We start from the raw sequence: 24,279 nt of genomic DNA, 5'->3' as shown, positions 1-24,279 counted from the left end.
GGGGCCGACGCGCACAGCCCTGGAAGCGCCGCGGCGCTCGGAAGCGGCTGCTTCCGCCGGGATGGGATCCCGGCGGGGGCGGCCGCTTTCGCGTGTGCGGGCGGTCGTTCAGCCCTGTGGGGGAGGGGGTGGGGGCCGGTGCGGGGGTTGTCCACAGGCGGTTTTCCACAGGGGGTGGCCGGTCGGTGCGGGCGCGGGCACAGTGGTGGTCATGCGGGGGTGGTGGCAGGACCTTACCGACCTGGTGCTGCCTGCCGAGTGCGCGGGCTGCGGCAGGCCTCGTACGGTGCTCTGCCCGCGGTGCGGTGCCGCCCTGGGCGGGTCCGTACCGCGCCGGGTGCGGCCGGTGCCGGAGCCGCGCGGGCTGCCGGCGGTGTACGCGGCGGCAGCGTACGCGGACGGGACACGCGCGGCGCTGCTGGCTCACAAGGAGCGGGGCGCGCTGGCCCTGTCCGGGCCACTCGGGGCGGCACTGGCGGGAGCGGTACGGGTGGGGCTCGGGGAGGTCTCGGGAGGAGAGGGCGGTGCTGTGGGGGCGGGCTGGGTGAGGGCTCAGGGCGGGCAGGGGCCCGTGCTGCTCGTGCCCGTGCCGTCCGCGCGGTGGGCCGTGCGGGCGCGGGGCCATGATCCGGCGCGGCGGATCGCCCTGGCGGCGGCGGGTGAGCTGCGGCGCGGCGGGACGCCCGCGCGGGTGCTCGCCGTACTGCGGCAGCAGCGGGCCGTGGCCGACCAGGCGGGGCTCAACTCCCGTCAGCGGATGGCCAATCTCGCGGGTGCGCTCGCGGTGGCTCCCGGCTGCGCCGGGCTGCTGCTCGACGGCCGGGTCGTGCTCGTCGACGACCTGATGACCACAGGGGCGTCCCTGGCCGAGGCGGCCCGTACCGTGCGGGCGGCGATGGGGGAGGCGGGGCAGGTGAGCGGCCACGGGCGGACGGCGGGGCCGGACACGGCGGGGCCGGCCGCCGACGAAGGCGGAACGGGGCCGGTTTCGAACGCCGGGATGACCGAGTCCGTGTACGTGGGAGAGACGTGGGAAGGCAGAGAGGAACGAAGAAACGGGTCAACGCGAGAGAGGGTGGATCGGCGGCCCGGCCGACCGGGAATCGCGGGCGCGTACGGCGCCGGTGATGTCGGTGACGTGATCTGCGCGGCCGTGGTCGCGGCTTCACCGGACTCTTTCGAAATAAACCGGAACTGACTGAGAACTTGCGTCGTTGCAGGCTATGAGAGGGCCTATTCACCTGAACGGAGGTACGCCGCAGTAGAGGGTGACGACATCCGTCCGGGCGAGATATGTTCGGTTGTGAGGGAAAGCCGCAGGCCACACCTCTCAAATCGGAATGCCGTGCTGCGGGTTTCTCCGTAATCACCCGCGTCGGGTGGAGTGGAGATCTTGCCCACGGGGGAGGAGGTGGACGTCACCGAGTCCGAGGTTCCGGGGCTCACCGGAACCTGGTGCAAAAGGGAGATGCTCCGCCACCGAAGCGGAGTGATCCGGGAACGGAGTTCTGCGTGGACATCGTCGTCAAGGGCCGCAAGACCGAGGTGCCCGAGCGGTTCCGGAAGCACGTGGCCGAGAAGCTGAAGCTGGAGAAGATCCAGAAGCTCGATGGCAAGGTGATCAGCCTCGACGTCGAGGTGTCCAAGGAGCCCAACCCCCGACAGGCCGACCGATCAGACCGAGTGGAGATCACGCTCCGCTCGCGCGGTCCGGTGATCCGGGCGGAGGCAGCGGCGAGCGATCCGTACGCGGCGCTCGACCTGGCGGCGGAGAAACTCGAAGCCCGGCTGCGCAGGCAACACGACAAGCGGTACTCGCGTCGTGGCGCGCGCCGGATCCCGGCCGCCGAGGTCGCCGACCACGTCCCGGGCGCGGCGACGCTCAACGGAACCGGCCTCGTCACCTCCCAGGAGGAGCCGGAGGCCGTACCCACCAAGAAGATCGGCTCCCTCGAAGTGCAGGGTGACGGACCCCTCGTCGTCCGCGAGAAGACCCACGTCGCAGCCCCCATGACCCTCGACCAGGCTCTCTACGAGATGGAGCTGGTCGGGCACGACTTCTATCTCTTCGTCGACTCCGAGACGAAGGAACCGAGTGTCGTCTACCGACGGCACGCATACGACTACGGCGTGATCCACCTCAGGACGGACACGATGGTCACCCACGCGCACTCCCCCGAGGCGGGCGGTGCGCTCGGCGGCTGACCGTGCCGCGTGACAGCACAGCCGGTGCCCCTGGAGAGCCTGTGCGCCCCCAGGGGCACCGGCGTGCGACCACTTCGCGCCCCGCACTGTCGTCCCGGTGCCGCCCGGGCATGAAATCATGGCCACAACGGCCCAACCGGTGGGCCGTTGCCTTGCGTTGGCGATGGCTCACGACCACAGGCCACAGCCTTCAGGGGGAGGAACGATGGCGGACAGCTTCGGACCGATGCGTGACGAGGATGCCGACGACGGCGTCGTCGGCATGGGCCCGGAGGCGGGCACTGCGCGCAAGGAGCCGATCAGAGTCCTGGTCGTGGACGACCACGCCCTGTTCCGCCGTGGCCTGGAGATCGTGCTCGCGGCCGAGGAGGACATCCAGGTCGTCGGCGAGGCGGGTGATGGCGCCGAGGCCGTGGAGAAGGCCGCCGACCTGCTGCCCGACATCGTCCTGATGGACGTGCGGATGCCCAAGAGGGGCGGGATCGAGGCGTGCACCTCCATCAAGGAGGTGGCACCCAGCGCCAAGATCATCATGCTGACGATCAGCGACGAGGAAGCCGACCTCTACGACGCGATCAAGGCGGGCGCGACCGGTTATCTCCTCAAGGAGATCTCCACGGACGAGGTGGCCACCGCCATTCGCGCGGTGGCCGACGGTCAGTCGCAGATCAGCCCGTCCATGGCGTCCAAGCTGCTCACCGAGTTCAAGTCGATGATCCAGAAGACGGACGAGCGGCGGCTCGTGCCCGCGCCGCGGCTGACGGACCGTGAGCTGGAGGTACTCAAACTCGTCGCGACGGGGATGAACAACCGGGACATCGCCAAGGAGTTGTTCATCTCGGAGAACACCGTGAAGAACCACGTGCGCAACATCCTGGAGAAGCTGCAGCTGCACTCCAGGATGGAGGCCGTGGTTTACGCGATGCGGGAGAAGATCCTCGAGATCCGGTGACGGTCAGGCACTCGCCCGGCTGAGTTCCCCGACGAGGTGCTCGCGCAGGTGCGGTGCCTCGACGCGTTCCACGCGGACGTTCGTGCAGTCCACCCAGCTCGCCGCCTCGACCAGCGCCTGGGCCACGGCCGGGACCGCCTTCGGACCGTCCAGCGTGACCTGCCTGGCCACCAGGGTGCGGCCCTCGCGTGCCGGGTCGACCCGGCCGACCAGATGGCCGCCGGCGAGGACCGGCATCGCGAAGTAGCCGTAGACCCGCTTCTGCCTCGGGACGTAGGCCTCCAGGCGGTGGGTGAAACCGAAGATCCGCTCCGTGCGCGCCCGCTCCCAGATCAGGGAGTCGAAGGGCGACAGGAGCGTGGTGCGGTGGCGGCCGCGCGGGGGTGTCTCCAGGGCCGCGGGGTCGGCCCAGGCCGGCTTGCCCCAGCCCTCGACCGTGACCGGGACCAGGCCCGACTCGGCGATCACCGCGTCGACCTGCTCGGCCTTGAGGCGGTGGTAGTCGGCGATGTCCGCGCGCGTGCCGACGCCCAGGGACCGGCCCGCCAGGCGGACCAGGCGGCGCAGGCATTCGGCGTCGTCCAGTTCGTCGTGCAGCAGCGCCTGCGGAACGGCGCGTTCGGCGAGGTCGTACACCCGTTTCCAGCCGCGGCGTTCGACGCAGACCACCTCGCCGTACATCAGGGCGCGTTCCACGGCGACCTTGGTGCCCGACCAGTCCCACCAGTCGTTCGTCTTCTTCGCGCCGCCCAGCTCCGTGGCCGTGAGCGGGCCTTCGGCGCGGAGCTGCTTGATGACCTGGTCGTAGGCGCCCTCCGGGAGCTCGTGGTTCCAGTGCGGGCGGTTGCGGTAGGCGCGGCGGCGGAAGGCGAAGTGGGGCCACTCCTCGATGGGGAGGATGCACGCGGCGTGGGACCAGTACTCGAAGGCGTGTGTGTCCCTCCAGTAGGCGTTCTCCACCGTCCTGCGGCCCACCGCGCCGAGGCGGGCGTAGGGGACCAGTTCGTGGGAGCGGGCGAGGACCGAGATGGTGTCGAGCTGTATCGCGCCCAGGTGGCGCAGGACGCCTCGGACGCCGGCGCGACGGTCGGGCGCGCCGAGGAAGCCTTGTGCCCGCAGGGCGATGCGGCGGGCCTCGTCTGCGGAGAGCTCTGCGGTGGGACGCGGGGTCGTCATGGGTTCGCACGATAGGGGGTGGTACTGACAGTGGGTGGGTGCGGTGGTGCTCGGTGACGGAGCTCGGGGCGGGGGGCGCAACCCAGGCCGTCGGGATGCCGCCGCGCTCCGCCGTGCGCCCCAGCGGAGCGCGGCCCAGCACGGTTACGCGGCTGCGCCGGTCACAACGGTGACGGCGGCTACGAAGGTGCCGGAAGGTACGGCGCCGTTGACGGCAGGCCCAGGTCGGAGGGGAGCAAGGAGCCCACCCAGCAGTCACGGCGGACGCCGTTGTTGTTGAGGGCGGAGCGCAGTGTGCCCTCGATGGTGAAGCCCGCTCGTTCGGCCACCGCGCGGGAGGCCCTGTTGCCGACCTCGGCGCGCCATTCCACCCGGTCGATCGACGCGCGGGTGAAGGCCCAGCGGCACGCGGTGAGAACGGCCTCGGTGATGTAGCCGTTGCCGCGGTGTTCCTTCGCGGCCCAGAAGCCGATCTCGGCGACACCGAGGGAGTGCATCGTCAGACCCAGCATGCCCGCCAGGTCGCCGGAGGGGAGGAAGACGCCGAAGGTGAACATCGCGTCGTGTGCCCAGCCGTCCGGAACCATCTGCTCCGTGAAGCCCCGCGCGTGCTCACGCAGGTACGGCGACGGGATCGTGGTCCAGCGTTGGATGTCGGGGTCCTGACAGGCCGCGTACACCGTCTCGGTGTCCTTCGGGCCGACCGTGCGCAGCAGGAGGCGGCCGGTGGTGAGCGTGACGGGGTCCATCGGCCGATTCTGCTCGGCGGAGCGGAAGCGGGCCATTCATTTGCCCTGAGTGAAGGGGTGGTCGCGGTTCGTGCAAAGAGTCGAGGGGATGCGGCACCATCCGAGGGGGCCGGACGTTGTCCCCTCTGAAGCGGAAGTGGAAGAGAAATGAAGCAGCGAACGGTCACCGTCGACGGCAGGCCTCCCGGCGTGGCGGGGTCCTCGCATACGATGGCCGTTGCTCAATGAGTCAAGTGGTAACCGACCGTCCCAGGCCCGACCGGCAAGGAGACCAACCCCCGTGTCCGTCCTCTCGAAGATCATGCGTGCAGGCGAAGGCAAGATCCTGCGCAAGCTGCACCGCATCGCGGACCAGGTCAACTCCATCGAAGAGGACTTCGTCGACCTCTCCGACGCCGAGCTGCGGGCCCTCACCGATGAGTACAAGGAGCGGATCGCCGACGCCCTCGCCGACGAGCCCGACGAGTCCAAGCACGACGAGGTCATCGACAAGGCCCTCGACGACCTGCTGCCCGAGGCGTTCGCGACCGTCCGCGAGGCCGCCAAGCGCGTCCTCGGCCAGCGGCACTACGACGTCCAGATGATGGGCGGCGCCGCCCTGCACCTCGGCTACGTCGCCGAGATGAAGACCGGTGAGGGCAAGACCCTCGTCGGCACCCTGCCCGCGTACCTCAACGCGCTGTCCGGCCGTGGCGTCCACATCGTCACCGTCAACGACTACCTGGCCGAGCGCGACTCCGAGATGATGGGCCGCGTCCACAGGTTCCTCGGTCTGAGCGTCGGCTGCATCCTCGCCAACATGACGCCGGCGCAGCGCCGCGAGCAGTACGCGTGTGACATCACGTACGGCACGAACAACGAGTTCGGCTTCGACTACCTGCGTGACAACATGGCGTGGTCCAAGGACGAACTCGTCCAGCGCGGCCACAACTTCGCCATCGTCGACGAGGTCGACTCCATCCTCATCGACGAGGCCCGTACGCCGCTGATCATCTCCGGCCCGGCCGACCAGGCCACCAAGTGGTACGGCGACTTCGCCAAGCTGGTCAAGCGACTGAAGAGGGGCGAGCCGGGCAACCCGCTCAAGGGCATCGAGGAGACCGGCGACTACGACGTCGACGAGAAGAAGCGCACGGTCGCCATCCACGAGTCCGGTGTCAGCAAGGTCGAGGACTGGCTGGGCATCGACAACCTCTACGAGTCGGTGAACACCCCGCTCGTGGGCTACCTGAACAACGCCATCAAGGCCAAGGAGCTCTTCAAGCGCGACAAGGACTACGTCGTCATCGACGGCGAGGTCATGATCGTCGACGAGCACACCGGCCGTATCCTCGCCGGCCGCCGCTACAACGAGGGCATGCACCAGGCGATCGAGGCGAAGGAAGGGGTGGAGATCAAGGACGAGAACCAGACGCTCGCCACGATCACCCTCCAGAACTTCTTCCGCCTCTACAAGAAGCTCTCCGGCATGACCGGTACGGCGATGACCGAGGCCGCCGAGTTCCACCAGATCTACAAGCTCGGCGTGGTCCCGATCCCGACCAACAGGCCGATGGTCCGCAAGGACCAGTCGGACCTGATCTACCGGACCGAGGTCGCCAAGTTCGAGGCGGTCGTCGACGACATCGAGGAGAAGCACCGCAAGGGCCAGCCGATCCTCGTCGGTACGACGTCCGTCGAGAAGTCGGAGTACCTGTCCCAGCAGCTCAGCAAGCGCGGCATCCAGCACGAGGTGCTGAACGCCAAGCACCACGAGCGCGAGGCGCAGATCGTCGCCCAGGCCGGACGCAAGGGCGCCGTGACGGTGGCCACGAACATGGCCGGCCGTGGTACGGACATCAAGCTCGGCGGCAACCCCGAGGACCTGGCCGAGGCGGAGCTGCGGCAGCGCGGCCTCGACCCCGAGGAGCACATCGAGGAGTGGGCGCACGCCCTGCCCGAGGCGCTCAAGCGGGCCGAGGAGGCCGTGAAGGCCGAGAAGGAGGAGGTCGAGAAGCTCGGCGGCCTCTACGTGCTGGGCACCGAGCGGCACGAGTCACGGCGTATCGACAACCAGCTGCGCGGTCGTTCCGGGCGTCAGGGCGACCCCGGTGAGTCCCGCTTCTACCTCTCGCTCGGCGACGACCTGATGCGGCTGTTCAAGGCCCAGATGGTCGAGCGCGTGATGTCGATGGCGAACGTGCCGGACGACGTGCCCATCGAGAACAAGATGGTCACGCGGGCGATCGCCTCCGCCCAGTCGCAGGTCGAGACGCAGAACTTCGAGACCCGTAAGAACGTCCTGAAGTACGACGAGGTCCTCAACCGGCAGCGCGAGGTCATCTACGGCGAGCGGCGCCGCGTCCTGGAGGGCGAGGACCTGCACGAGCAGATCCAGCACTTCATGGACGACACCATCGACGCCTACGTCCAGGCCGAGACCTCCGAGGGCTTCCCCGAGGACTGGGACCTCGACCGGCTGTGGGGCGCCTTCAAGCAGCTCTACCCGTGCAACGTGACCATCGAAGAGCTGGAGGAGGCGGCCGGCGACCGGGCCGGGCTGACCGCCGAGTTCATCGCGGAGTCCATCAAGGACGACATCTACGAGCAGTACCAGGCGCGCGAGGAGCAGCTCGGCTCCGAGATCATGCGTGAGCTGGAGCGGCGGGTCGTGCTGTCGGTCCTGGACCGCAAGTGGCGCGAGCACCTCTACGAGATGGACTACCTCCAGGAGGGCATCGGCCTGCGCGCCATGGCGCAGAAGGACCCGCTGGTCGAGTACCAGCGCGAGGGCTTCGACATGTTCCAGGCCATGATGGAGGGCATCAAGGAGGAGTCCGTCGGCTACCTGTTCAACCTGGAGGTCCAGGTCGAACAGCACGTCGAGGAGGTCCCGGTCGAGGAGGCCAAGCCGGAGCTGACCAAGGACGCGGTGCCGGCGCAGGCGGGCGCGTCCCGTCCGGAGATCCGTGCGAAGGGGCTCGACGCCCCGCAGCGGCGGGACCTCCACTTCGTCGCGCCGACCGTGGACGGTGAGGGTGGTGTCATCGAGCGTGACGTCCACGCCGACGACGAGCCGGTGCGCTCCTCGGCCGACGGCCTCACGCGCGCGGAGCGCCGCAAGCAGCAGAAGGGCGGGCGGCGCCGCAAGAAGTGACGGTGTCTGCGACGCCGTAGCGGTGTGAGGGGCCGGGCCACCTTTGAGGTGCCCGGCCCTTCGGCGTGCCGGCGTTTGGCGTGGGCGTGCTCAGTCCTTCGGCGTGCCCGGCCGTTCGCGTGCCCGGCCCTTCGGCGTGCCCGGCCCGTTTGGCCCCGGCCGTTCGGCGTGCCCCATCCTTCGGCTGCCCCGGCCCTTCGGCCTGGCCGGCCCCTCGGCATGCCCCGGTCACTCTCCTCGGCATGCCTCGTGCCTCGGTGTCAGTCGTCGGCCGCGCGTCGCATGCCAGGGCCGCCCAGTTCCACGGCCGTGCAGCGCCAGCGCAGGTCTCCGCCCCTTTCCAGACGGAAGGCCATGGCGCGCAGCTGGTCGCCGGCGCCGATACGGGCGAAGGCCTCGATGGCGCCCGGGCGGGGTTCGAAGTAGCCGATGTCGCGGACGACGGGGCGGGCGCCGCGCGTGCGCAGGGGGCCGCGCTCCGCCAGCCAGGCGAGTTCGTCGTAAGCGCGGCCGCGGGTGTGGCGAAGCATCCAGTGGACGGGGCGCTGGCCGCTGAGGACCAGCACGAGGCGGTCCGCGAAGAGGACGGCCGCGGTGGTGTGCTGCGCGGTGTCGGCGGGTGTGGGGGCGGTGGAGGCGGGCCGCGCGGGGACCGCCGACCGGCGGCTGTCGGCGACCTCGGCGGCGCGGGTGCCTGCCTGCGTGCCGCGCCCGGAAGCCGTCGGCGGGCGGTTGTCCGTCGGCCTCGTCCGGGAGGACGTGTCCCGTGAGCCCGGCGGGCGGCCGCTGCCGTCCGGTGTCGGGCGGGTGGTGCCGCCGCCCGGGGTGCGAGGCGGTGCGCCCACCGGAGTGCGCGGTGGTGCTCCGGCCGGGCGGCGTGGGTCGCGGCGGCCTGGCGGGCGGGTGCCCGGGTGGTGGTGCTGTGCCCTGCTCATCACCTTGTGCACGAGTGTCCCCGTTCGGCGGGCCCGGGTGGTACCGGGCGGTAACTTGCGGTCGGTGATCTTGTACGGGGCCGGAGACGACGGCGGCAAGGAAGGAGCGTCCGCGTCGCGGACGCCGGAATGTTCACTTATCAGGGTGATCGCAGGGCGCCGCAGCCCATGCCGAAGGGGGCGGACCGGGTGAATTTCTGGTCCGAGGTGGACGCGTCCGGGCCGTTGGAGAGGAACTCGAAAGGGGACGCCCGCACGTATCCTGAAGGCCCTCGGGTGGGGCGGGAGCGCCTCCACCGGGGTCTTTTGCGGAGTCCCCGACGACGAAAGCGGCCGACCATGCGCGTCTACGTCCCCCTGACCCTCCCCGGTCTCGCCGAGGCGTACAAGACGGGTGAGCTGGGGGCCGGGCAGCTCATCGCGTACGGCGTGACGCCCGCGCTGCGCGAGTGGTACCTCTCCGACGACATCGAGGAGCTGGAGTACGCCGCGCTGAGCCGTGCCGCGCTGGCCTCGCTGCGGCTGCTGGCAGCGGACCCGGGGGCGCCGCGGCGCCGGGTCGTGGTCGCCGTCGACGTGCCCGACCGCGCGGCGAGCGCCGACCCGGACCGGGGGCTCGATCCGGCCGCGCTGGGCGAGGTGCGGGTGGCGGGGACCGTGCCGCTGGCCAAAGCGGCCTCGGTGCACATGGACGCGGCGGACGCGGAGGCGGACGTGGCGGCGGCCGCTGCCGCCCTGGAGGCGGCGGACGGCGGGGACGACGACGCGCAGTTCGTCGTGGACGGGGCCGAGGACCACGAACTGCTCTGGTACGCCACGCAGGAGATCCCGAACCTGGTGGGGCTCGGGGACTGAGTCCCGGAGCCCCGGAAAGCCTCAGCAGCCCCACAGTCCCACTGTCAGCAGTCCCAGCAGTCCCAGCAGTCCCAGCAGTCCCAGCAGTCCCAGCAGTCCCAGCAGTCCCAGCAGTCCCAGGTCAGTCCGCCGCGCTCTCGTCCTCTCCCGTGCTCTCTCGGCTGTCAGCGGCGGCGGGTACGGTCTTGGCATGGGGAAGGTGACAGGCGCGCACATTGTCTGGGACTGGAACGGGACGCTGTTCCACGACATCGACGCGATCATCGGGGCGACGAACGCGGCGTTCGCCGAGCTGGGGCTGGAGCCGCTGACACTTGAGCGGTACCGGGAGCTGTACTGCGTACCGGTGCCGAAGTTCTACGAGCGGCTCATCGGGCGGCTGCCGACCGACGCCGAGTGGGAGCTCATGGACGAGATCTTCCACCGGTACTACACGGAGCACCGGGTGGCGTGTGAGCTGACCGAGGGGGCGGTGGAGCTGCTGGCCGAATGGGTCTCGGCGGGGCGCAGCCAGTCGCTGCTGAGCATGTACGTGCATGACGAACTCGTCCCGTTGGTCCGGGGGTTCGGGATCGAGCCGCACTTCATACGCGTCGACGGACGGACCGGGCCGTCCGGCGGCAGCAAGGCCGAGCACATGGTGCGTCATCTCAAGGCGCTCACCGGCGTGGAACCGGAGCGCACGGTGGTGATCGGCGACGCGGCGGATGACGCGGTGGCCGCCTTGCGTGTGGGGGCGCGGGCCGTGCTGTACACCGGGGGGTCGCACAGCCGGGCGAGCCTGGAGGAAGTGGGGGTGCCGGTGGTGGACACGCTGGGGGAGGCGGTGGCCGAGGCGGAGCGGTTGGCTGCCGCCTGAGGACCGGCCAGGGGCGGGGTGCTGTTGCATGAGGCGCCCGGCACTGGCGCAGGGCGGGCGGCGCGACCTCGTGGCGGGGTGCCGCCGCGCCCACCCCCCGAGCTCTCGGCTGCGCTCGAGCAGGGCCCATCGACCCTGGGCGGCACGCATGCCCGCAGTGGCCGGACACCCTGCCCCCAGCCAGGCGGCTGAGCGGCTGCCCGCGGCGACACCGCCACCACCCAAGGAAGCCCCGCCGCACTGTGCAGAACGTCAAACTTCCACCCTCGGTTTTGTACACATACGGCTCATGACGGGCCCCCTGTAAGGAGCGATAGCCTTGGTGGCGTGATCAGCGCGATAGTTCGCGGGGACGTCACCGTCCCTGCCCTGCGCCCGGAGAGCACGGACCACATCCGTGACCGGGCGGCGGTCGCTGGTCTTCGCGGGCGGGACGGGGCTTCGAGGGATCCCAGGACGCCGAGCACTCCACGGGTCGAGGCGTCGCAGCAGGCAGCGTCGCATGCGACGGGCACCTCAAAAATGGCTCAGACACCCCCGCTTTTCTCACCTTGCGGCATAGCGTCGGAACAGACCGGATACCCCGCGTCTCGGCGTGACGTCGTAAGCGCAGAGACCGTACTTCCTTCTACGTCACGCAACGGCGCGCGACAGGAGCCAGAGGACAATGCAGACCAAGCTGGACGAAGCCAAGGCCGAGCTGCTCGAGAGGGCCGCCCGGGTAGCTGAGAACAGCCCGGTCGGGGGGCACCTACCGACCGGGACGACGAGCGAGGGCGGCCCGGACACCCCGGACAGCGAATCCGTACTCGCGTTCCTCCAGCGCTACTACCTGCACACCGCCCCGGAGGACCTCACCGACCGCGACCCGGTCGACGTCTTCGGAGCAGCCGTCTCGCACTACCGGCTGGCCGAGAACCGCCCCCAGGGCACGGCCAACGTGCGGGTCCACACCCCCACGGTGGAAGAGAACGGGTGGACCTGCAGCCACTCCGTGGTCGAGGTCGTCACCGACGACATGCCCTTCCTCGTCGACTCCGTGACGAACGAGCTCACGCGGCAGGGGCGCGGTATCCACGTCGTCATCCACCCGCAGTTCGTCGTGCGGCGCGATGTCACCGGCAGGCTCATCGAGGTGCTGCCCGGCCGGCCCACCGGCGAACTCCCGCACGACGCGCACGTCGAGTCCTGGATCCACGTGGAGATCGACCGCGAGACCGACCGCGGCGACCTGAAGCAGATCACCGCCGACCTGCTGCGCGTGCTGTCCGACGTCCGCGAGGCCGTCGAGGACTGGGGCAAGATGCGGGACGCGGCCACCCGGCTGGCGGAGGGGCTGCCGGGCGAGCCCATCCCCGCCGACCTGCCCGGACCCCAGGTCGAGGAGGCCCGCGAGCTGCTGCGCTGGCTGGCCGACGACCACTTCACCTTCCTCGGCTACCGCGAGTACCAGCTGCGCGACGACGACTCGCTGGCCGCCGTCCCCGGCACCGGCCTGGGCATACTGCGATCCGACCCGCACCACGCCGAGGACGAGAACCACCCCGTCAGCCCGTCCTTCGAGCGGCTGCCCGCCGACGCACGCGCCAAGGCGCGCGAGCACAAGCTGCTCGTCCTGACCAAGGCCAACAGCCGGGCGACCGTGCACCGGCCGTCGTACCTCGACTACATCGGCGTCAAGAAGTTCGACGCGGAGGGCAACGTCGTCGGCGAGCGGCGCTTCCTGGGCCTGTTCTCCTCCGCCGCCTACACCGAGTCCGTGCGCCGGGTCCCCGTCATCCGGCGCAAGGTCGAGGAGGTCCTGGAGCGCGCCGGCTTCTCGCCCAACAGCCACGACGGGCGCGACCTGCTGCAGATCCTGGAGACGTATCCGCGCGACGAGCTGTTCCAGACGCCCGTCGACGAACTGCAGTCCATCGTCACATCCGTGCTCTACCTCCAGGAGCGGCGTCGGCTGCGCCTCTACCTGCGGCAGGACGAGTACGGGCGCTACTACTCGGCCCTCGTCTACCTCCCGCGCGACCGTTACACCACCGGCGTACGCCTGCGGATCATCGACATCCTCAAGGAGGAACTCGGCGGCATCAGCGTCGACTTCACCGCCTGGAACACCGAGTCGATCCTGTCCCGGCTGCACTTCGTGGTCCGCGTGCCGCAGGGCACCGAGCTGCCGCACCTGACCGACCTCGACAAGGAGCGCATCGAGACGCGCCTGGTGGAGGCCGCCCGCTCCTGGGCGGACGGCTTCAGCGAGGCGCTGAACGCCGAGCTCGGCGAGGAGCACGCCGCGGAACTGCTGCGCCGGTACGGCAACGCCTTCCCCGAGGGCTACAAGGCCGACCACACCCCGCGCAACGCGGTCGCCGACCTCGTCCACCTGGAGCAGCTCGACGAGGAGCGCGACTTCGCGCTCAGCCTGTACGAGCCGGTGGGCGCCACGCCCCAGGAACGCCGGTTCAAGATCTACCGGCGGGGCGACGCCATCTCCCTGTCGGCCGTGCTGCCGGTCCTCAACCGGCTCGGTGTCGAGGTCGTCGACGAGCGGCCGTACGAGCTGCGCTGCGCTGACCGCAGCGTCGCCTGGATCTACGACTTCGGTCTGCGCATGCCCACCCCGAAGAGCGGCGCGGCCGCCTTCGGCGACGACGCCCGCGAACGGTTCCAGGACGCCTTCGCCGCCACCTGGACCGGCAAGGCGGAGAACGACGGCTTCAACGCCCTCGTGCTCAGTGCCGGGCTGACCTGGCGGCAGGCGATGGTGCTGCGGGCGTACGCCAAGTACCTGCGGCAGGCCGGGTCGACGTTCAGCCAGGACTACATGGAGGACACCCTCCGCAACAACGTCCACACCACCCGGCTGCTCGTCTCCCTGTTCGAGGCACGGATGTCGCCGGACCGCCAGCGCGCCGGACACGAGATCGTGGACGCCCTGCTGGAGGAGGTCGACGCCGCCCTCGACCAGGTGGCCTCGCTCGACGAGGACCGCATCCTCCGGTCCTTCCTCACCGTCATCAAGGCGACGCTGCGCACCAACTTCTTCCAGGAGGCGGACGGCGGCAAGCCGCACGAGTACGTCTCCATGAAGTTCGACCCGCAGGCCATCCCGGACCTGCCGGCGCCGCGCCCGGCGTTCGAGATCTGGGTGTACTCGCCGCGCGTGGAGGGCGTGCACCTGCGGTTCGGCAAGGTCGCGCGCGGCGGTCTGCGCTGGTCCGACCGCCGGGAGGACTTCCGTACCGAGATCCTCGGCCTGGTCAAGGCGCAGATGGTGAAGAACACCGTCATCGTGCCGGTCGGCGCCAAGGGCGGTTTCGTCGCCAAGCAGCTGCCCGATCCGAGCGTCGACCGCGACGCCTGGATGGCGGAGGGCGTCGCCTGCTACCGCACCTTCATCTCGGCGCTGCTCGACATCACCGACAACATGGTGGCCGGGGAGGTCGTGCCGCCCGCCGACGTCGTCCGGCACGACGAGGACGACACCTACCTCGTCGTCGCCGCCGACAAGGGCACCGCGACCTTCTCCGACATCGCCAACGAGGTCGCAGGGAAGTACAACTTCTGGCTCGGCGACGCCTTCGCCTCCGGCGGCTCGGCCGGCTACGACCACAAGGGCATGGGCATCACCGCGCGCGGCGCCTGGGAGTCCGTCAAACGGCACTTCCGCGAGCTGGGCGTCGACACGCAGAGCGAGGACTTCACGGTCGTCGGCATCGGCGACATGTCCGGTGACGTGTTCGGCAACGGCATGCTGCTGTCGGAGCACATCCGCCTGGTCGCCGCCTTTGACCATCGGCACATCTTCGTCGACCCGAACCCGGACGCGGCGACCTCGTACGCCGAGCGGCGCCGCCTGTTCGAGCTGCCGCGCAGCTCCTGGGCCGACTACAACACCGAGCTGCTCTCCGCGGGCGGCGGGATCTTCCCCCGGACGGCCAAGTCCATCCCGGTCAACGCCCACATCCGCGAGGCCCTCGGCATCGAGGACAAGGTCACCAAGATGACCCCGGCCGACCTGATGAAGGCCATCCTCAAGGCGCCGGTGGACCTGCTGTGGAACGGCGGCATCGGTACGTACGTCAAGGCTTCCACGGAGTCCCACGGTGACGTCGGGGACAAGGCCAACGACGCCATCCGCGTCGACGGCAAGGACCTGTGCGTCAAGGTCGTCGGTGAGGGCGGCAACCTGGGTCTGACCCAGCTCGGCCGGATCGAGTTCGCCCTGCACGGCGGCCGGATCAACACCGACGCCATCGACAACAGCGCGGGCGTGGACACCTCCGACCACGAGGTGAACATCAAGATCCTCACCAACGGCCTGGTCGCCGACGGCGACATGACCGTCAAGCAGCGCAACAAGCTGCTCGCCGAGATGACCGACGAGGTCGGCCGTCTGGTGCTGCGCAACAACTACGCGCAGAACACGGCGATCGCCAACGCGCTGGCCCAGTCCAAGGACATGCTCCACGCCCAGCAGCGCTTCATGAAGCACCTGGTGCGCGAGGGCCACCTCGACCGGGCCCTGGAGTTCCTGCCCACCGACCGCCAGATCCGCGAGCGCCTCGCCCAGGGCCAGGGGCTCACCGGCCCCGAGACGGCCGTACTGCTGGCGTACACGAAGATCACGGTCGCCGAGGAGCTGCTGCACACCTCGCTGCCCGACGACCCGTACCTGAAGGGTCTGCTGCACGCGTACTTCCCGACCGCGCTGCGCGAACAGTTCGCCGACCGCATCGACACCCACCCGCTGCGCCGCGAGATCACCACGACGGTGCTGGTCAACGACACCGTCAACACGGGCGGTACGACGTACCTGCACCGTTTGCGCGAGGAGACCGGAGCCTCGCTGGAGGAGATCGTCAGGGCGCAGACCGCGGCCCGCGCGATCTTCCGCTCGGCGGCCGTGTGGGACGGCGTCGAGGCGCTCGACAACAAGGTCGAGGCCGACGTGCAGACCCGGATCCGGCTGCACTCCCGCCGTCTGGTGGAGCGCGGCACGCGCTGGCTGCTCAACAACCGGCCCCAGCCGCTGCAGCTCGCCGAGACGGTGGACTTCTTCTCCGACCGGGTCGAGCAGGTGTGGGCGCAGCTGCCGAAGCTGCTGCGCGGCGCGGACGCGGAGTGGTACCAGAAGATCTACGACGAGCTGACCGGCGCCGGCGTCCCGGACGAACTCGCCACCCGCGTGGCCGGGTTCTCCTCCGCCTTCCCGACGCTCGACATCGTGTCGGTGGCCGACCGCACGGGCAAGGAGCCGCTGGAGGTCGCCGAGGTGTACTACGACCTCGCCGACCGGCTGCGCATCACCCAGCTGATGGACCGCATCATCGAGCTGCCCCGCGCCGACCGCTGGCAGTCCATGGCCCGCGCGGCGATCCGCGAGGACCTCTACGCGGCGCACGCGGCGCTCACGGCCGACGTGCTGTCCGTGGGCAACGGCTCCGCGACGCCGGAGCAGCGCTACAAGAAGTGGGAGCAGAAGAACGCGGCGATCCTCGGCCGGGCCCGCACCACGCTGGAGGAGATCCAGAGCTCCGACTCGTTCGACCTCGCCAACCTGTCGGTGGCGATGCGGACCATGCGGACACTGCTGCGCTCGCACAGCTAGGCGGTATCTGCGGCGAGGGCGCCCCGGGCCGTACGGTCCGGGGCGCCCTCGTCCCCCCGGCGCCCTTCTTGGCCTGCCTTAGGGGGAATCGAGTGGAGGACTTACCGTTTCCGGCTAAGGCTTATCAGGTGACCGTCAACCTGTCCGAGGAGCGGGTGACCGCCCCTGCCCAGCCGGTGAAGCGCGTGCTCCTGGAAGTGGTGAACTTCGGGATCGTCGGCGCGAGCGGGGTCCTCGTCAACGTCCTGGTCTTCAACGTGCTGCTGCACGTCCTCGCCTGGCCCGCCATGATGGCGACGGTGCTGGCCAGCGTCATCGCCATGGCCACGAACTACCTGGGCTTCCGCTGCTTCACCTACCGTGACCGGGACACCCGCGGCGGGCGGCGTATCGCGCTGTTCTTCGCCTTCAGCGCAGTGGGCGTCGTCATCGAGAGCGGCTTGTTCTACGCCGGATATCACGACCTGGGACTGCACGGGCCCGTAGAGTCGAACGTGGTGAAGGCCCTGTCGATCGTGCTCGCCTCCGTGTTCCGTTTCCTCGTCTGCCGCACCTGGGTGTTCCGGCATGCCGAGCACTGAGACGCGCGGCCGGCCGGGGCGGGCGCTGCCGGCGCTCGTCGCGGTGGCCTTCGTGCTGCTGCACGTCTTCGGCTATCCGGCCACCCGCTTCTCCAACGACTCCTACCGCTACGCCCGTGAGGCGTACGAGTTCCTCGGCGACTCCCCGCGGCAGGCGACGCGGAAGGCCGTCGCCGCCTACTGCGAGGACACCGCCAGGCTGGTCCACCGCAACCGCATGCTCGAGCAGCTGAAGTTCCGCGAGCCGGGCCGGGAGGCCGAGTACGCGGCGGACTGCGAGAAGAAGTACGCCCAGGGCCTCGTGCCCACCGACCCGCGCTACGAGAAGATCTTCGACACCCGGCCCGGATACCCGCTGATGGCCGCCCCGTTCGTGGCGCTGCTCGGCGCCAAGGCCGGACTCACGCTGGTCGCGCTCGCGTTCACCACACTCGCCGGATACCTCGTGTACCGGCTGCTGCGGGCCCTGCGCGCGCCGCCTCCCGCCGCCGTGCTCGGCCAGGTCCTGTGCTACGTGACGCCGCTCGCCTACTGGGGCGGCCGGCCGCTCACCGAGGGGCCGACCATCGCGCTGACGACCGCGCTGCTGCTGGCCTCGGTGTGGCTGCTGCAGCGCCGTGTGCAGCCCGGGGCGGCGCTGTTCGTCCTCGCGTTCGCGCTGGGGCTGGCCGTCAAGTACTCCAGCTTCCTGATGACGGCCCCGTTCCTGGCGGCGGCCGCGGGCGCGTGCCTGCTCTTCGTACGCCGTACCCGGCACCGCGGCACAGGGTGGCTGGCCGGGCTCTCGGCGGGTGGCACGCTGGGCGCTCTGGTCCTGAGCAGGGTGCTGGGGCTGCCGGGCATGGCCGATTCCCTGCAGGACACCTTCACCCTGCACTGGACGCGGCCCGAGATCGCCGACCCGTGGGGTGCCCTGGTCCAGCTGAACCAGAACTACTGGTGGCAGTGGTTCCAGAGGGAGGCCCTGGGGCCGCTGCTGCTGTTCCTGCTCGGGGTGGGCGTGTGGGGTGTGTGGAAGCGCTCGGTGCCGGTCGCGCTGTGCGTGATCGCCATGGGGCTCGTCGGCTTCGGGACGACGGTGGCGCATCCGCTGGAGATGGAGCAGGACCGGTTGTACGTGCTGGTGTGGCTGATCCCCGTGATCGGGCTGCCGCTGGCGCTGGAACGGCTGTGGCGCCCGGACCCCGGCCCGCATGATGAGGGGGCCGAGGCGGCGGAGGCCCGGCGATCGGGCCTGGCGGAGTGCGGTTGCGGCCACCCGGACCGCCCCAGCGACACGACCGCCCGCGGTTAGCGACGGGGGGCCACCGCAGCACGCTCGCCACCGGTCGTGCCGCCCCACCGACACGACCGCCCGCGGCCAGGCCCACGCAGGCCTACCGCAGCACGCTCGCCACCAGCCGTGCCGCCCTCTTGACCCTGGGGCGGGCCAGTCGTCGTACCGCCGGTCGGAGGATGCGTGCCGTCGCCCCGGTCGGTTCCCATCGGATCTGCAGGCGGCCCGGGCCGTGGCCCTCCGGTTCGATGGTCAGGTGGTGGGGGGACATGCCGCCGTGGTAGCTGACGCGGGTGGTCAGGGACGGGAAGTCCAGGGGGGCCAGCAGCAGGCCGGTGTGGGACAGGCCCCGGTGGGTGAGGCGCAGGAGCGGGTGGCGCACGCCGGAGAAGCCGTGGAGGGGGACCGGGGCCGTCGCCAGGTCCAGATGGACATGGCCCTCGAAGACGCCGGGGCGGACGGGGGAGAGGCGGAAGGGGACCCTCAGACGGCGCCGGCCGGGGGCCAGGAGAAGGGTCGCGCGCTGGGGACCGACCGGGAGGCGCAGTCCGGGGTCGTACGTGCGGACGGCCAGGTCGACCGAGGCGCCGGGGCCGCGCATGACCTCCGTTATCTCGTGCCGGAACTGGGCGCCGAAGAACGGCCGGGTGTCCAGCTCCAGGTCGGAGAGGTCCAGTTCGCGGCGGGCCTCCTCCGACTCGGGGATCGTGTCGCCCCAGTACATCCGGCCCTCGGCGTCCGTCGTGACCTGCCGCGGGGCGACGGCGTGGCCGAGGCCGCGGGCCGCCAGGCGGGCCTCCGTCAGGCGGCGGTCGCGGACCAGTCGGACAACGACCCGCTCGGCGCGCGGGAGCCGGGCGTACGCGCCGGGCTGCAGCGTGTCGAGGTAGGGGTTCACCAGGTCGGCGAAGGACGCCAGCCATTCCTCGTCCCGGAACGGCAGGTCTCCGGCGTACATCCGGAAGTCGTGCTTGAGGAACTTGTGGTCCTTGTCCTCGCGCAGCGACTCGTGCCCGCTCTCGGCCAGGAACGCGTCGATGAGCCGCTGGACGTGGATGCGGTCGCGGACGTTGCTGAGCTTGTGCCGCTGGTTGGATATCGACGCCGCGTCCGAGGCCGCGTACGGGGCCACGTACCAGCGGTAGACCGGCTCCGGGATGATCGTGAACGTCTTGGCCAGACAGTACGCCTGCGCCGAGAACAACTGGTCCTCGTAGTGGATGCCCTCGGGAAAGCGCAGCTCGTGCCTGTCGAGGAAGGCGCGGGCGTACATCTTGCTCGTCGCCAGGTGCTCGAAGAAGAGGCGGGGGTCGGCCTGGATGCCGTCGAGCGTGCGGCGCTCGCGGACCAGGTGCGGCATCCACGTCGAGCGGCGGCCGCTGTCCACCCGGACCCGTTCCACCGCGCCCATCGCGAAGTCGATCTCCCGTTCGCGGTGCGCGGCGAGCAGCGATTCGACGGCCCGGTCGGGGAGTTCGTCGTCGCTGTCGAGGAACATCAGGTACGGGGCCCGGGCGATCTCCAGGGCACGGTTGCGGGGCGCGCTGCAGCCGCCGCTGTTCTGCGGCAGGCGCAGATACCGGATCCGGGGGTCCTGGGACGCCAACCGGCGTGCCACCGCCGGGGTGTGGTCCGTGGAGTGGTCGTCGCTGATGACGATCTCCAGGTTCGCATGGGTCTGGCGGCGGACGGACTCGACGGCGCGCGGGAGGCGTTCGGCGTCGTTGTGGACGATGACCGTCACGGTGACGTCCGGTGTGCCGGGGGCCTCGGGGCTGCTCATGCGGTCGCCTCCTGCGGGGTCGGGGCCGGGGTGCGCTCCTCGATCGGCAGCACCGGGGGCAGCTGCTCCTCGTCCTGGCCGAGGAAGACACGGCGGACGACGCGTTCGGCGGCGCGTCCGTCGTCGTACTCGCAGAACCGGCGCCGGAAGGCGGCCCGGGCCTTCGCCGCGCCCTCGTCGCGCCAGGCGTCGGTGGTGAAAATCTCCGCCAGCTCCTCCTGGGTGCGGGCCACCGCGCCCGGCGGCTCGGCCATCAGGTCGAAGTAGACGCCGCGGGTGGTGCGGTACGTCTCCCAGTCGTCGGCGTAGACGACCAGCGGCCGGTCGAGGTTGGCGTAGTCGAACATGATCGAGGAGTAGTCCGTGACCAGGGCGTCCGCCGCCAGGCAGAGATCTTCGACCGGGTCGTAGGAGGAGACGTCGACGATCCGGCCCGTGCGACGCAGGCCGGTCAGCGGGGAGACCGCGCTGTCGTAGAAGTAGTGGCCGCGGACCAGCAGGACGGTGTCCTCGCCGAGGCGGTCGGCGAGCGCGGCCAGGTCCAGGCGGGGGGTCCAGCCGGCCTCGTAGTCGCGGTGCGTGGGCGCGTAGAGGACCGCCCGGCGGCCCGGCGCGATGCCGAGGCGGTCGCGCACGGCGCGGACGTGGTCGGCGCCGGCCGTGTAGTAGACGTCGTTGCGCGGATAGCCGTGGTCGAGGGAGACGAAACGGGACGGGTACGCCCGCTCCCACATGCGGGTGGTGTGGCTGTTGGCGGAGACGCTGTAGTCCCACTTGTCGACGCGTTCCAGCAAAGCCTGGAAGTCCAGGCCCTGGGCGGCGGCCGGGAACCGCATCTGGTCCAGGCCCATGCGTTTCAGGGGCGTGCCGTGGTGGGTCTGGAGGTGGACCGCGTCGGGTCGTTTGACCACCTCGTTGGGGAAGTTGACGTTGTTGACCAGGTACTTGGCGGTGGCCAGGACCTCCCAGTAGCGGCGGGTGCCGGGCACGACGTGGTCCGTGCCGGGCGGGAGCAGGGCCGCGTTGTCCGCCGTCACCACCCACACCGGGTGGATCTGCGGGGCGAGTTCGGCGAGCTTGGCGGCGATGGCGGCCGGGTTGCAGGCCACGCCCCGGTTCCAGTACGCGGCGAAGACGGCCAGGTGGGGGTCGACCGGGCGGTTCAGCGCCCGGCGGTACTGGTGGTCGCGGAGCTTGGCGCCGACCTGGCGTTTACGGGTCCGTACGGCCGACCGGGCGGCGCGGCGGGTGCGGTTGGCGGCCTGGAAGGCGCGGTACCTGCCGTAGGCGCCCTCTTCGAGCAGTGAGCGGCGGATCCCTTCCAGGCCGGCGGGGCGCCGGTATGTCTCGGGGCGGCGGCGCAGGGCCGCGAGCGAGGCCCGCCGGAAGAACTCGCGCGCGACCTCCTCCGGCATGCCGCCGCGGGCGAAGGTGCGCAGGCAGTCGCGGACCATGACGTCGTAGAGCACGGCCTGCGCGGCCGGGCGGTCCCGGGTCAGGTCCAGGAGCCTCTCGTAGCGGTCGACGAGGGCGTAGCGCTGCTCGGGTGTCACCGGGGGCAGGCTCGCGGGCCGCAGGCGGCGGTCCTCGTAGGCCGGGTGGGGCAGGCAGGCGACGCGGTCGGCGAGCAGCAGGACGGCGTACGCGGCGAACGCCTCGTCGTCGGTGTGGAGGTGTTGCTCGTGGGCCCGCCAGAAGCCGGCGCGTATCGCGCGGGTGCCGAGCAGCGGGGTCAGCCGCAGCAGCGGCACGCAGTCGTCGAGGGTCAGGTCGGCGCGGCCGGCCCGGGCGAGGAGGGGGCCGTCCGGGGAGGGCAGGCCGCAGGCGCGCCAGGTGCTGCGGACGTGGTCCAGGAGCAGGACGTCGACGGTGTCGGGGAGTTCGGCGGCGCGCTCGGCGACGGTGCGCGGGGCGCCGGCGGGCAGCCCGTCCTTCGCGTGCACGAAGTGCAGCCAGCGCCCGGTGGCCCGGGCCGCCCCGGCCGCGCGGGCCTCGGCGTCGCAGGTCCCGTCCGGCAGGGGCAGCACCTGGAGGTCCGGCGTGTGCCGCTCGGCCGTCTCGCGGGCCCAGTCGCCGACCGCCGCCACGATCACCTCAATGTCCGGCAGGGGGTGGGCGGCGAGGGAGTCCAGCAGTCCGGTCAGGTGGTCCTGGGTGTTGGGCCCGTGGACGATGACGCTGAGCTCGGGCATCGCGGGGACTCCTTCGTCTCGTCGTCGCTCCAGACGCACCTATTCGGTCATAGTGTCACCAATGTGATGATCGGGCCGACCGGGGTGCGCCTCATGAGGGAAGAGGCACCTTCGTCCCCTCGGGTTCCCTATGTGCCGGCTTGGGGGCGGAGCTCTTGGGCTTCGGCTTGGGGGCCGGGTTCCTGGGCTTCGGCTTGGCGGACTTGTCCCCGGTGAACGCCTCGTACTCCTTCAGCACCTCGTCCGTAGGGCCGTCCATGCGCAGCTCGCCGCGCTCCAGCCACAGCACGCGGTCGCAGGTGTCCCGGATCGACTTGTTGTTGTGGCTGACCAGGAAGACCGTGCCCGCGTGCTTGCGCAGCTCGCGGATGCGGTCCTCGGAGCGCTTCTGGAAGGAGCGGTCGCCGGTCGCCAGCGCCTCGTCGATGAGGAGGACGTCGTGATCCTTGGCGGCGGCGATGGAAAAGCGCAGCCGGGCCGCCATGCCGGAGGAGTACGTCCGCATCGGCAGCGTGATGAAGTCGCCCTTGTCGTTGATGCCGGAGAAGTCGACGATCTCCTCGTAGCGCTCCCTGATCTGCTCGCGGCTCATCCCCATGGCCAGGCCGCCGAGGTGCACGTTGCGTTCCCCGGTCAGGTCGTTCATCAGGGCCGCGTTGACTCCCAGCAGCGAGGGCTGGCCGTCGGTGTAGATCTTGCCGTTCTCCACCGGCAGCAGGCCCGCGACAGCCTTCAGCAGGGTCGACTTGCCGGAGCCGTTGGTGCCGATCAGCCCGATCGCCTCGCCCCGGTACGCGACGAAGGACACGTTCTTCACGGCGTGCACCCGGCGCACGCCGGCCGCCTTCTCGGTCTGCCTGCGGCGCAGGATGCGGTTGAGGGCGGCGGTCGCGGAACCCGGGCCGGCGCCGGTGCCGTTGACCCGGTAGACGATGTCGACGCCGTCGGCGACGACGGTGGGGATCTTCTCGCTCGTGAGGTCGTTGGTGTCAGCCACGGCCGTACGTCTCCTCAGCCTTCCAGAAGTAGATGAAGCCGCCGACGCCGGCGAGCAGCGCCCAGCCGGTGGCGATCGCCCACACGTGGGCCGGGAGCTGGCTCGCGTGGAAGCTGTCGATCAGGGCGAAGCGCATCAGGTCGATGTAGACGGCGGCCGGGTTGGTCTCCAGGGCGACCGTCACGACGTGGGGCAGGCTGTCCTTCTCGGCCAGCTTGTCGATGCTCCACATGACGCCCGAGACGTACATCCAGGTGCGCAGCACGAACGGCATCAGCTGGGCGATGTCCGGTGTCTTCGCGCCCAGCCGGGCCATGACCATCGACACGCCCGCGTTGAAGGTGAACTGGAGCACCAGCGCGGGCACCGCCAGCAGCCAGGACACGCCGACCGGCACCCCGAAGCACAGCAGGATCACCACCAGGGCGCCCATCGAGAACATCAGCTGCTGGAGCTGCTGGAGGCAGAAGGAGATCGGCAGCGCGGCGCGCGGGAAGTGCAGGGCCCGTACGAGACCGAGGTTGCCGGAGATCGCGCGCGTGCCGGCCATGATCGAGCTCTGCGTGAACGTCCAGATGAACACGCCCGTGACCAGGAACGGGATGTAGTCCGGGACGCCGTGCTTGGTGCCGAGCAGCACGCCGAAGATGAAGTAGTAGACCGCCGCGTTCAGCAGCGGCGTCATCACCTGCCAGACCTGGCCGAGCTTGGCCTGGCTGTACTGGGCGGTGAGCTTGGCGGTGGCGAACGCGCTGATGAAGTGGCGTCGTGCCCACAGTCGGCGGACGTACTCGGGCAGCGAGGGGCGGGCGCCGCTGACCGTCAGGCCGTGGCGGGCGGCGAGGGTCGCGAGGTCGTCGTCGGCCGGGACCGTCGTCGGGGGCGGTGTGTGGAGGACCTGGCTCACATCCGCTGCTTTCGTTCGGGGGGAGGGGGGTGCGCGGCTTCCGCGCCCGTCGTCCGGCGTTTCCTTCGCGG

At 70.6% G+C, this 24,279-nt stretch carries 17 protein-coding genes; 9 read left to right on the top strand and 8 right to left on the bottom strand.

Features of this window, described 5'->3' with window-relative positions:
- The first annotated feature begins 211 nt into the window (after positions 1–211).
- The 3 genes from ACFPZJ_RS04130 (at position 212) to ACFPZJ_RS04120 (ending at position 3,157) form a co-directional block, all read left to right on the top strand.
- Positions 212–1,198 (top strand): ComF family protein, encoded by a 987-nt coding sequence (locus ACFPZJ_RS04130; protein ID WP_381017226.1) that lies wholly within the window; start codon positions 212–214, stop codon positions 1,196–1,198.
- 314 nt (positions 1,199–1,512) lie between these two features.
- A complete protein-coding gene (gene hpf / locus ACFPZJ_RS04125) occupies positions 1,513–2,205 on the top strand; it encodes a ribosome hibernation-promoting factor, HPF/YfiA family (RefSeq protein ID WP_381017223.1) in 693 nt (230 codons plus the stop codon).
- A 205-nt stretch (positions 2,206–2,410) separates the two neighbouring features.
- Positions 2,411–3,157 carry a response regulator gene (locus ACFPZJ_RS04120; RefSeq protein ID WP_381017220.1) on the top strand — a complete coding sequence of 249 codons (747 nt, stop codon included), beginning with the start codon at positions 2,411–2,413 and terminating at the stop codon, positions 3,155–3,157.
- A gap of 3 nt (positions 3,158–3,160) precedes the next feature.
- Here the strand turns inward: ACFPZJ_RS04120 and ACFPZJ_RS04115 are convergent, their stop codons facing one another.
- Together ACFPZJ_RS04115 and ACFPZJ_RS04110 are read right to left on the bottom strand one after the other, a co-directional pair.
- Entirely contained in the window at positions 3,161–4,333 is a 1,173-nt protein-coding gene (locus ACFPZJ_RS04115) for a winged helix-turn-helix domain-containing protein (protein ID WP_381017217.1), read from the bottom strand.
- Positions 4,334–4,512: 179 nt separating this feature from the next.
- Positions 4,513–5,082 (bottom strand): GNAT family N-acetyltransferase, encoded by a 570-nt coding sequence (locus tag ACFPZJ_RS04110; protein WP_381017214.1) that lies wholly within the window; start codon positions 5,080–5,082, stop codon positions 4,513–4,515.
- A 280-nt stretch (positions 5,083–5,362) separates the two neighbouring features.
- Here ACFPZJ_RS04110 and secA point away from each other — a divergent pair, with 280 nt between their 5' ends.
- The gene (gene secA, locus ACFPZJ_RS04105; protein WP_381017211.1) at positions 5,363–8,218 is read left to right on the top strand and encodes a preprotein translocase subunit SecA; all 2,856 of its coding nucleotides are present in this window, start codon (positions 5,363–5,365) and stop codon (positions 8,216–8,218) included.
- A 260-nt stretch (positions 8,219–8,478) separates the two neighbouring features.
- On the opposite strand, the gene ACFPZJ_RS04100 is transcribed toward secA, so the two are convergent.
- Positions 8,479–9,165, bottom strand: coding sequence for an Rv3235 family protein (locus ACFPZJ_RS04100; RefSeq protein ID WP_381017209.1), 687 nt, complete (start codon positions 9,163–9,165; stop codon positions 8,479–8,481).
- A 327-nt stretch (positions 9,166–9,492) separates the two neighbouring features.
- Here ACFPZJ_RS04100 and ACFPZJ_RS04095 point away from each other — a divergent pair, with 327 nt between their 5' ends.
- The gene (locus ACFPZJ_RS04095) at positions 9,493–10,008 is read left to right on the top strand and encodes a DUF6912 family protein (RefSeq protein WP_381017207.1); all 516 of its coding nucleotides are present in this window, start codon (positions 9,493–9,495) and stop codon (positions 10,006–10,008) included.
- A 21-nt stretch (positions 10,009–10,029) separates the two neighbouring features.
- On the opposite strand, the gene ACFPZJ_RS04090 is transcribed toward ACFPZJ_RS04095, so the two are convergent.
- Positions 10,030–10,200, bottom strand: a complete 171-nt coding sequence (locus ACFPZJ_RS04090; protein WP_381017204.1) for a hypothetical protein — start codon at positions 10,198–10,200, stop codon at positions 10,030–10,032.
- Between ACFPZJ_RS04090 and ACFPZJ_RS04085 the strand changes: the two genes are divergently transcribed.
- The 4 genes from ACFPZJ_RS04085 (at position 10,199) to ACFPZJ_RS04070 (ending at position 18,347) form a co-directional block, all read left to right on the top strand.
- A complete protein-coding gene (locus ACFPZJ_RS04085; protein WP_381017201.1) occupies positions 10,199–10,867 on the top strand; it encodes an HAD family hydrolase in 669 nt (222 codons plus the stop codon). The two genes, ACFPZJ_RS04090 and ACFPZJ_RS04085, sit on opposite strands and share 2 nt — an antisense overlap.
- 667 nt (positions 10,868–11,534) lie before the next feature.
- On the top strand, positions 11,535–16,472 hold the full coding sequence (locus tag ACFPZJ_RS04080; RefSeq protein WP_381017199.1) for an NAD-glutamate dehydrogenase: 4,938 nt from the start codon (positions 11,535–11,537) through the stop codon (positions 16,470–16,472).
- A 128-nt stretch (positions 16,473–16,600) separates the two neighbouring features.
- Positions 16,601–17,053: a GtrA family protein gene (locus ACFPZJ_RS04075; protein ID WP_381017196.1), complete on the top strand. Its 453-nt coding sequence runs from the start codon at positions 16,601–16,603 to the stop codon at positions 17,051–17,053.
- Entirely contained in the window at positions 17,040–18,347 is a 1,308-nt protein-coding gene (locus tag ACFPZJ_RS04070) for a hypothetical protein (RefSeq protein ID WP_381017194.1), read from the top strand. Before ACFPZJ_RS04075 ends, ACFPZJ_RS04070 begins: the two co-directional genes overlap by 14 nt.
- An 82-nt stretch (positions 18,348–18,429) precedes the next feature.
- Here the strand turns inward: ACFPZJ_RS04070 and ACFPZJ_RS04065 are convergent, their stop codons facing one another.
- The 4 genes from ACFPZJ_RS04065 to ACFPZJ_RS04050 form a co-directional block, all read right to left on the bottom strand.
- Positions 18,430–20,112: a glycosyltransferase family 2 protein gene (locus tag ACFPZJ_RS04065; RefSeq protein ID WP_381017192.1), complete on the bottom strand. Its 1,683-nt coding sequence runs from the start codon at positions 20,110–20,112 to the stop codon at positions 18,430–18,432.
- Positions 20,109–22,304, bottom strand: coding sequence for a CDP-glycerol glycerophosphotransferase family protein (locus tag ACFPZJ_RS04060; protein WP_381017189.1), 2,196 nt, complete (start codon positions 22,302–22,304; stop codon positions 20,109–20,111). The genes ACFPZJ_RS04065 and ACFPZJ_RS04060 overlap by 4 nt, the downstream gene beginning before the upstream one ends.
- A 91-nt stretch (positions 22,305–22,395) precedes the next feature.
- Positions 22,396–23,301 (bottom strand): ABC transporter ATP-binding protein, encoded by a 906-nt coding sequence (locus ACFPZJ_RS04055; protein ID WP_381017187.1) that lies wholly within the window; start codon positions 23,299–23,301, stop codon positions 22,396–22,398.
- Positions 23,294–24,208 (bottom strand): ABC transporter permease, encoded by a 915-nt coding sequence (locus ACFPZJ_RS04050; RefSeq protein WP_381017185.1) that lies wholly within the window; start codon positions 24,206–24,208, stop codon positions 23,294–23,296. The genes ACFPZJ_RS04055 and ACFPZJ_RS04050 overlap by 8 nt, the downstream gene beginning before the upstream one ends.
- Positions 24,209–24,279: the final 71 nt, after the last annotated feature.

The organism is Streptomyces bullii, assembly GCF_042657145.1.
Classification (GTDB): domain Bacteria; phylum Actinomycetota; class Actinomycetes; order Streptomycetales; family Streptomycetaceae; genus Streptomyces; species Streptomyces bullii.
The sequence above is the reverse complement of the archived record's forward strand: the minus strand, read 5'-3'. Positions and strand labels throughout refer to the sequence as shown.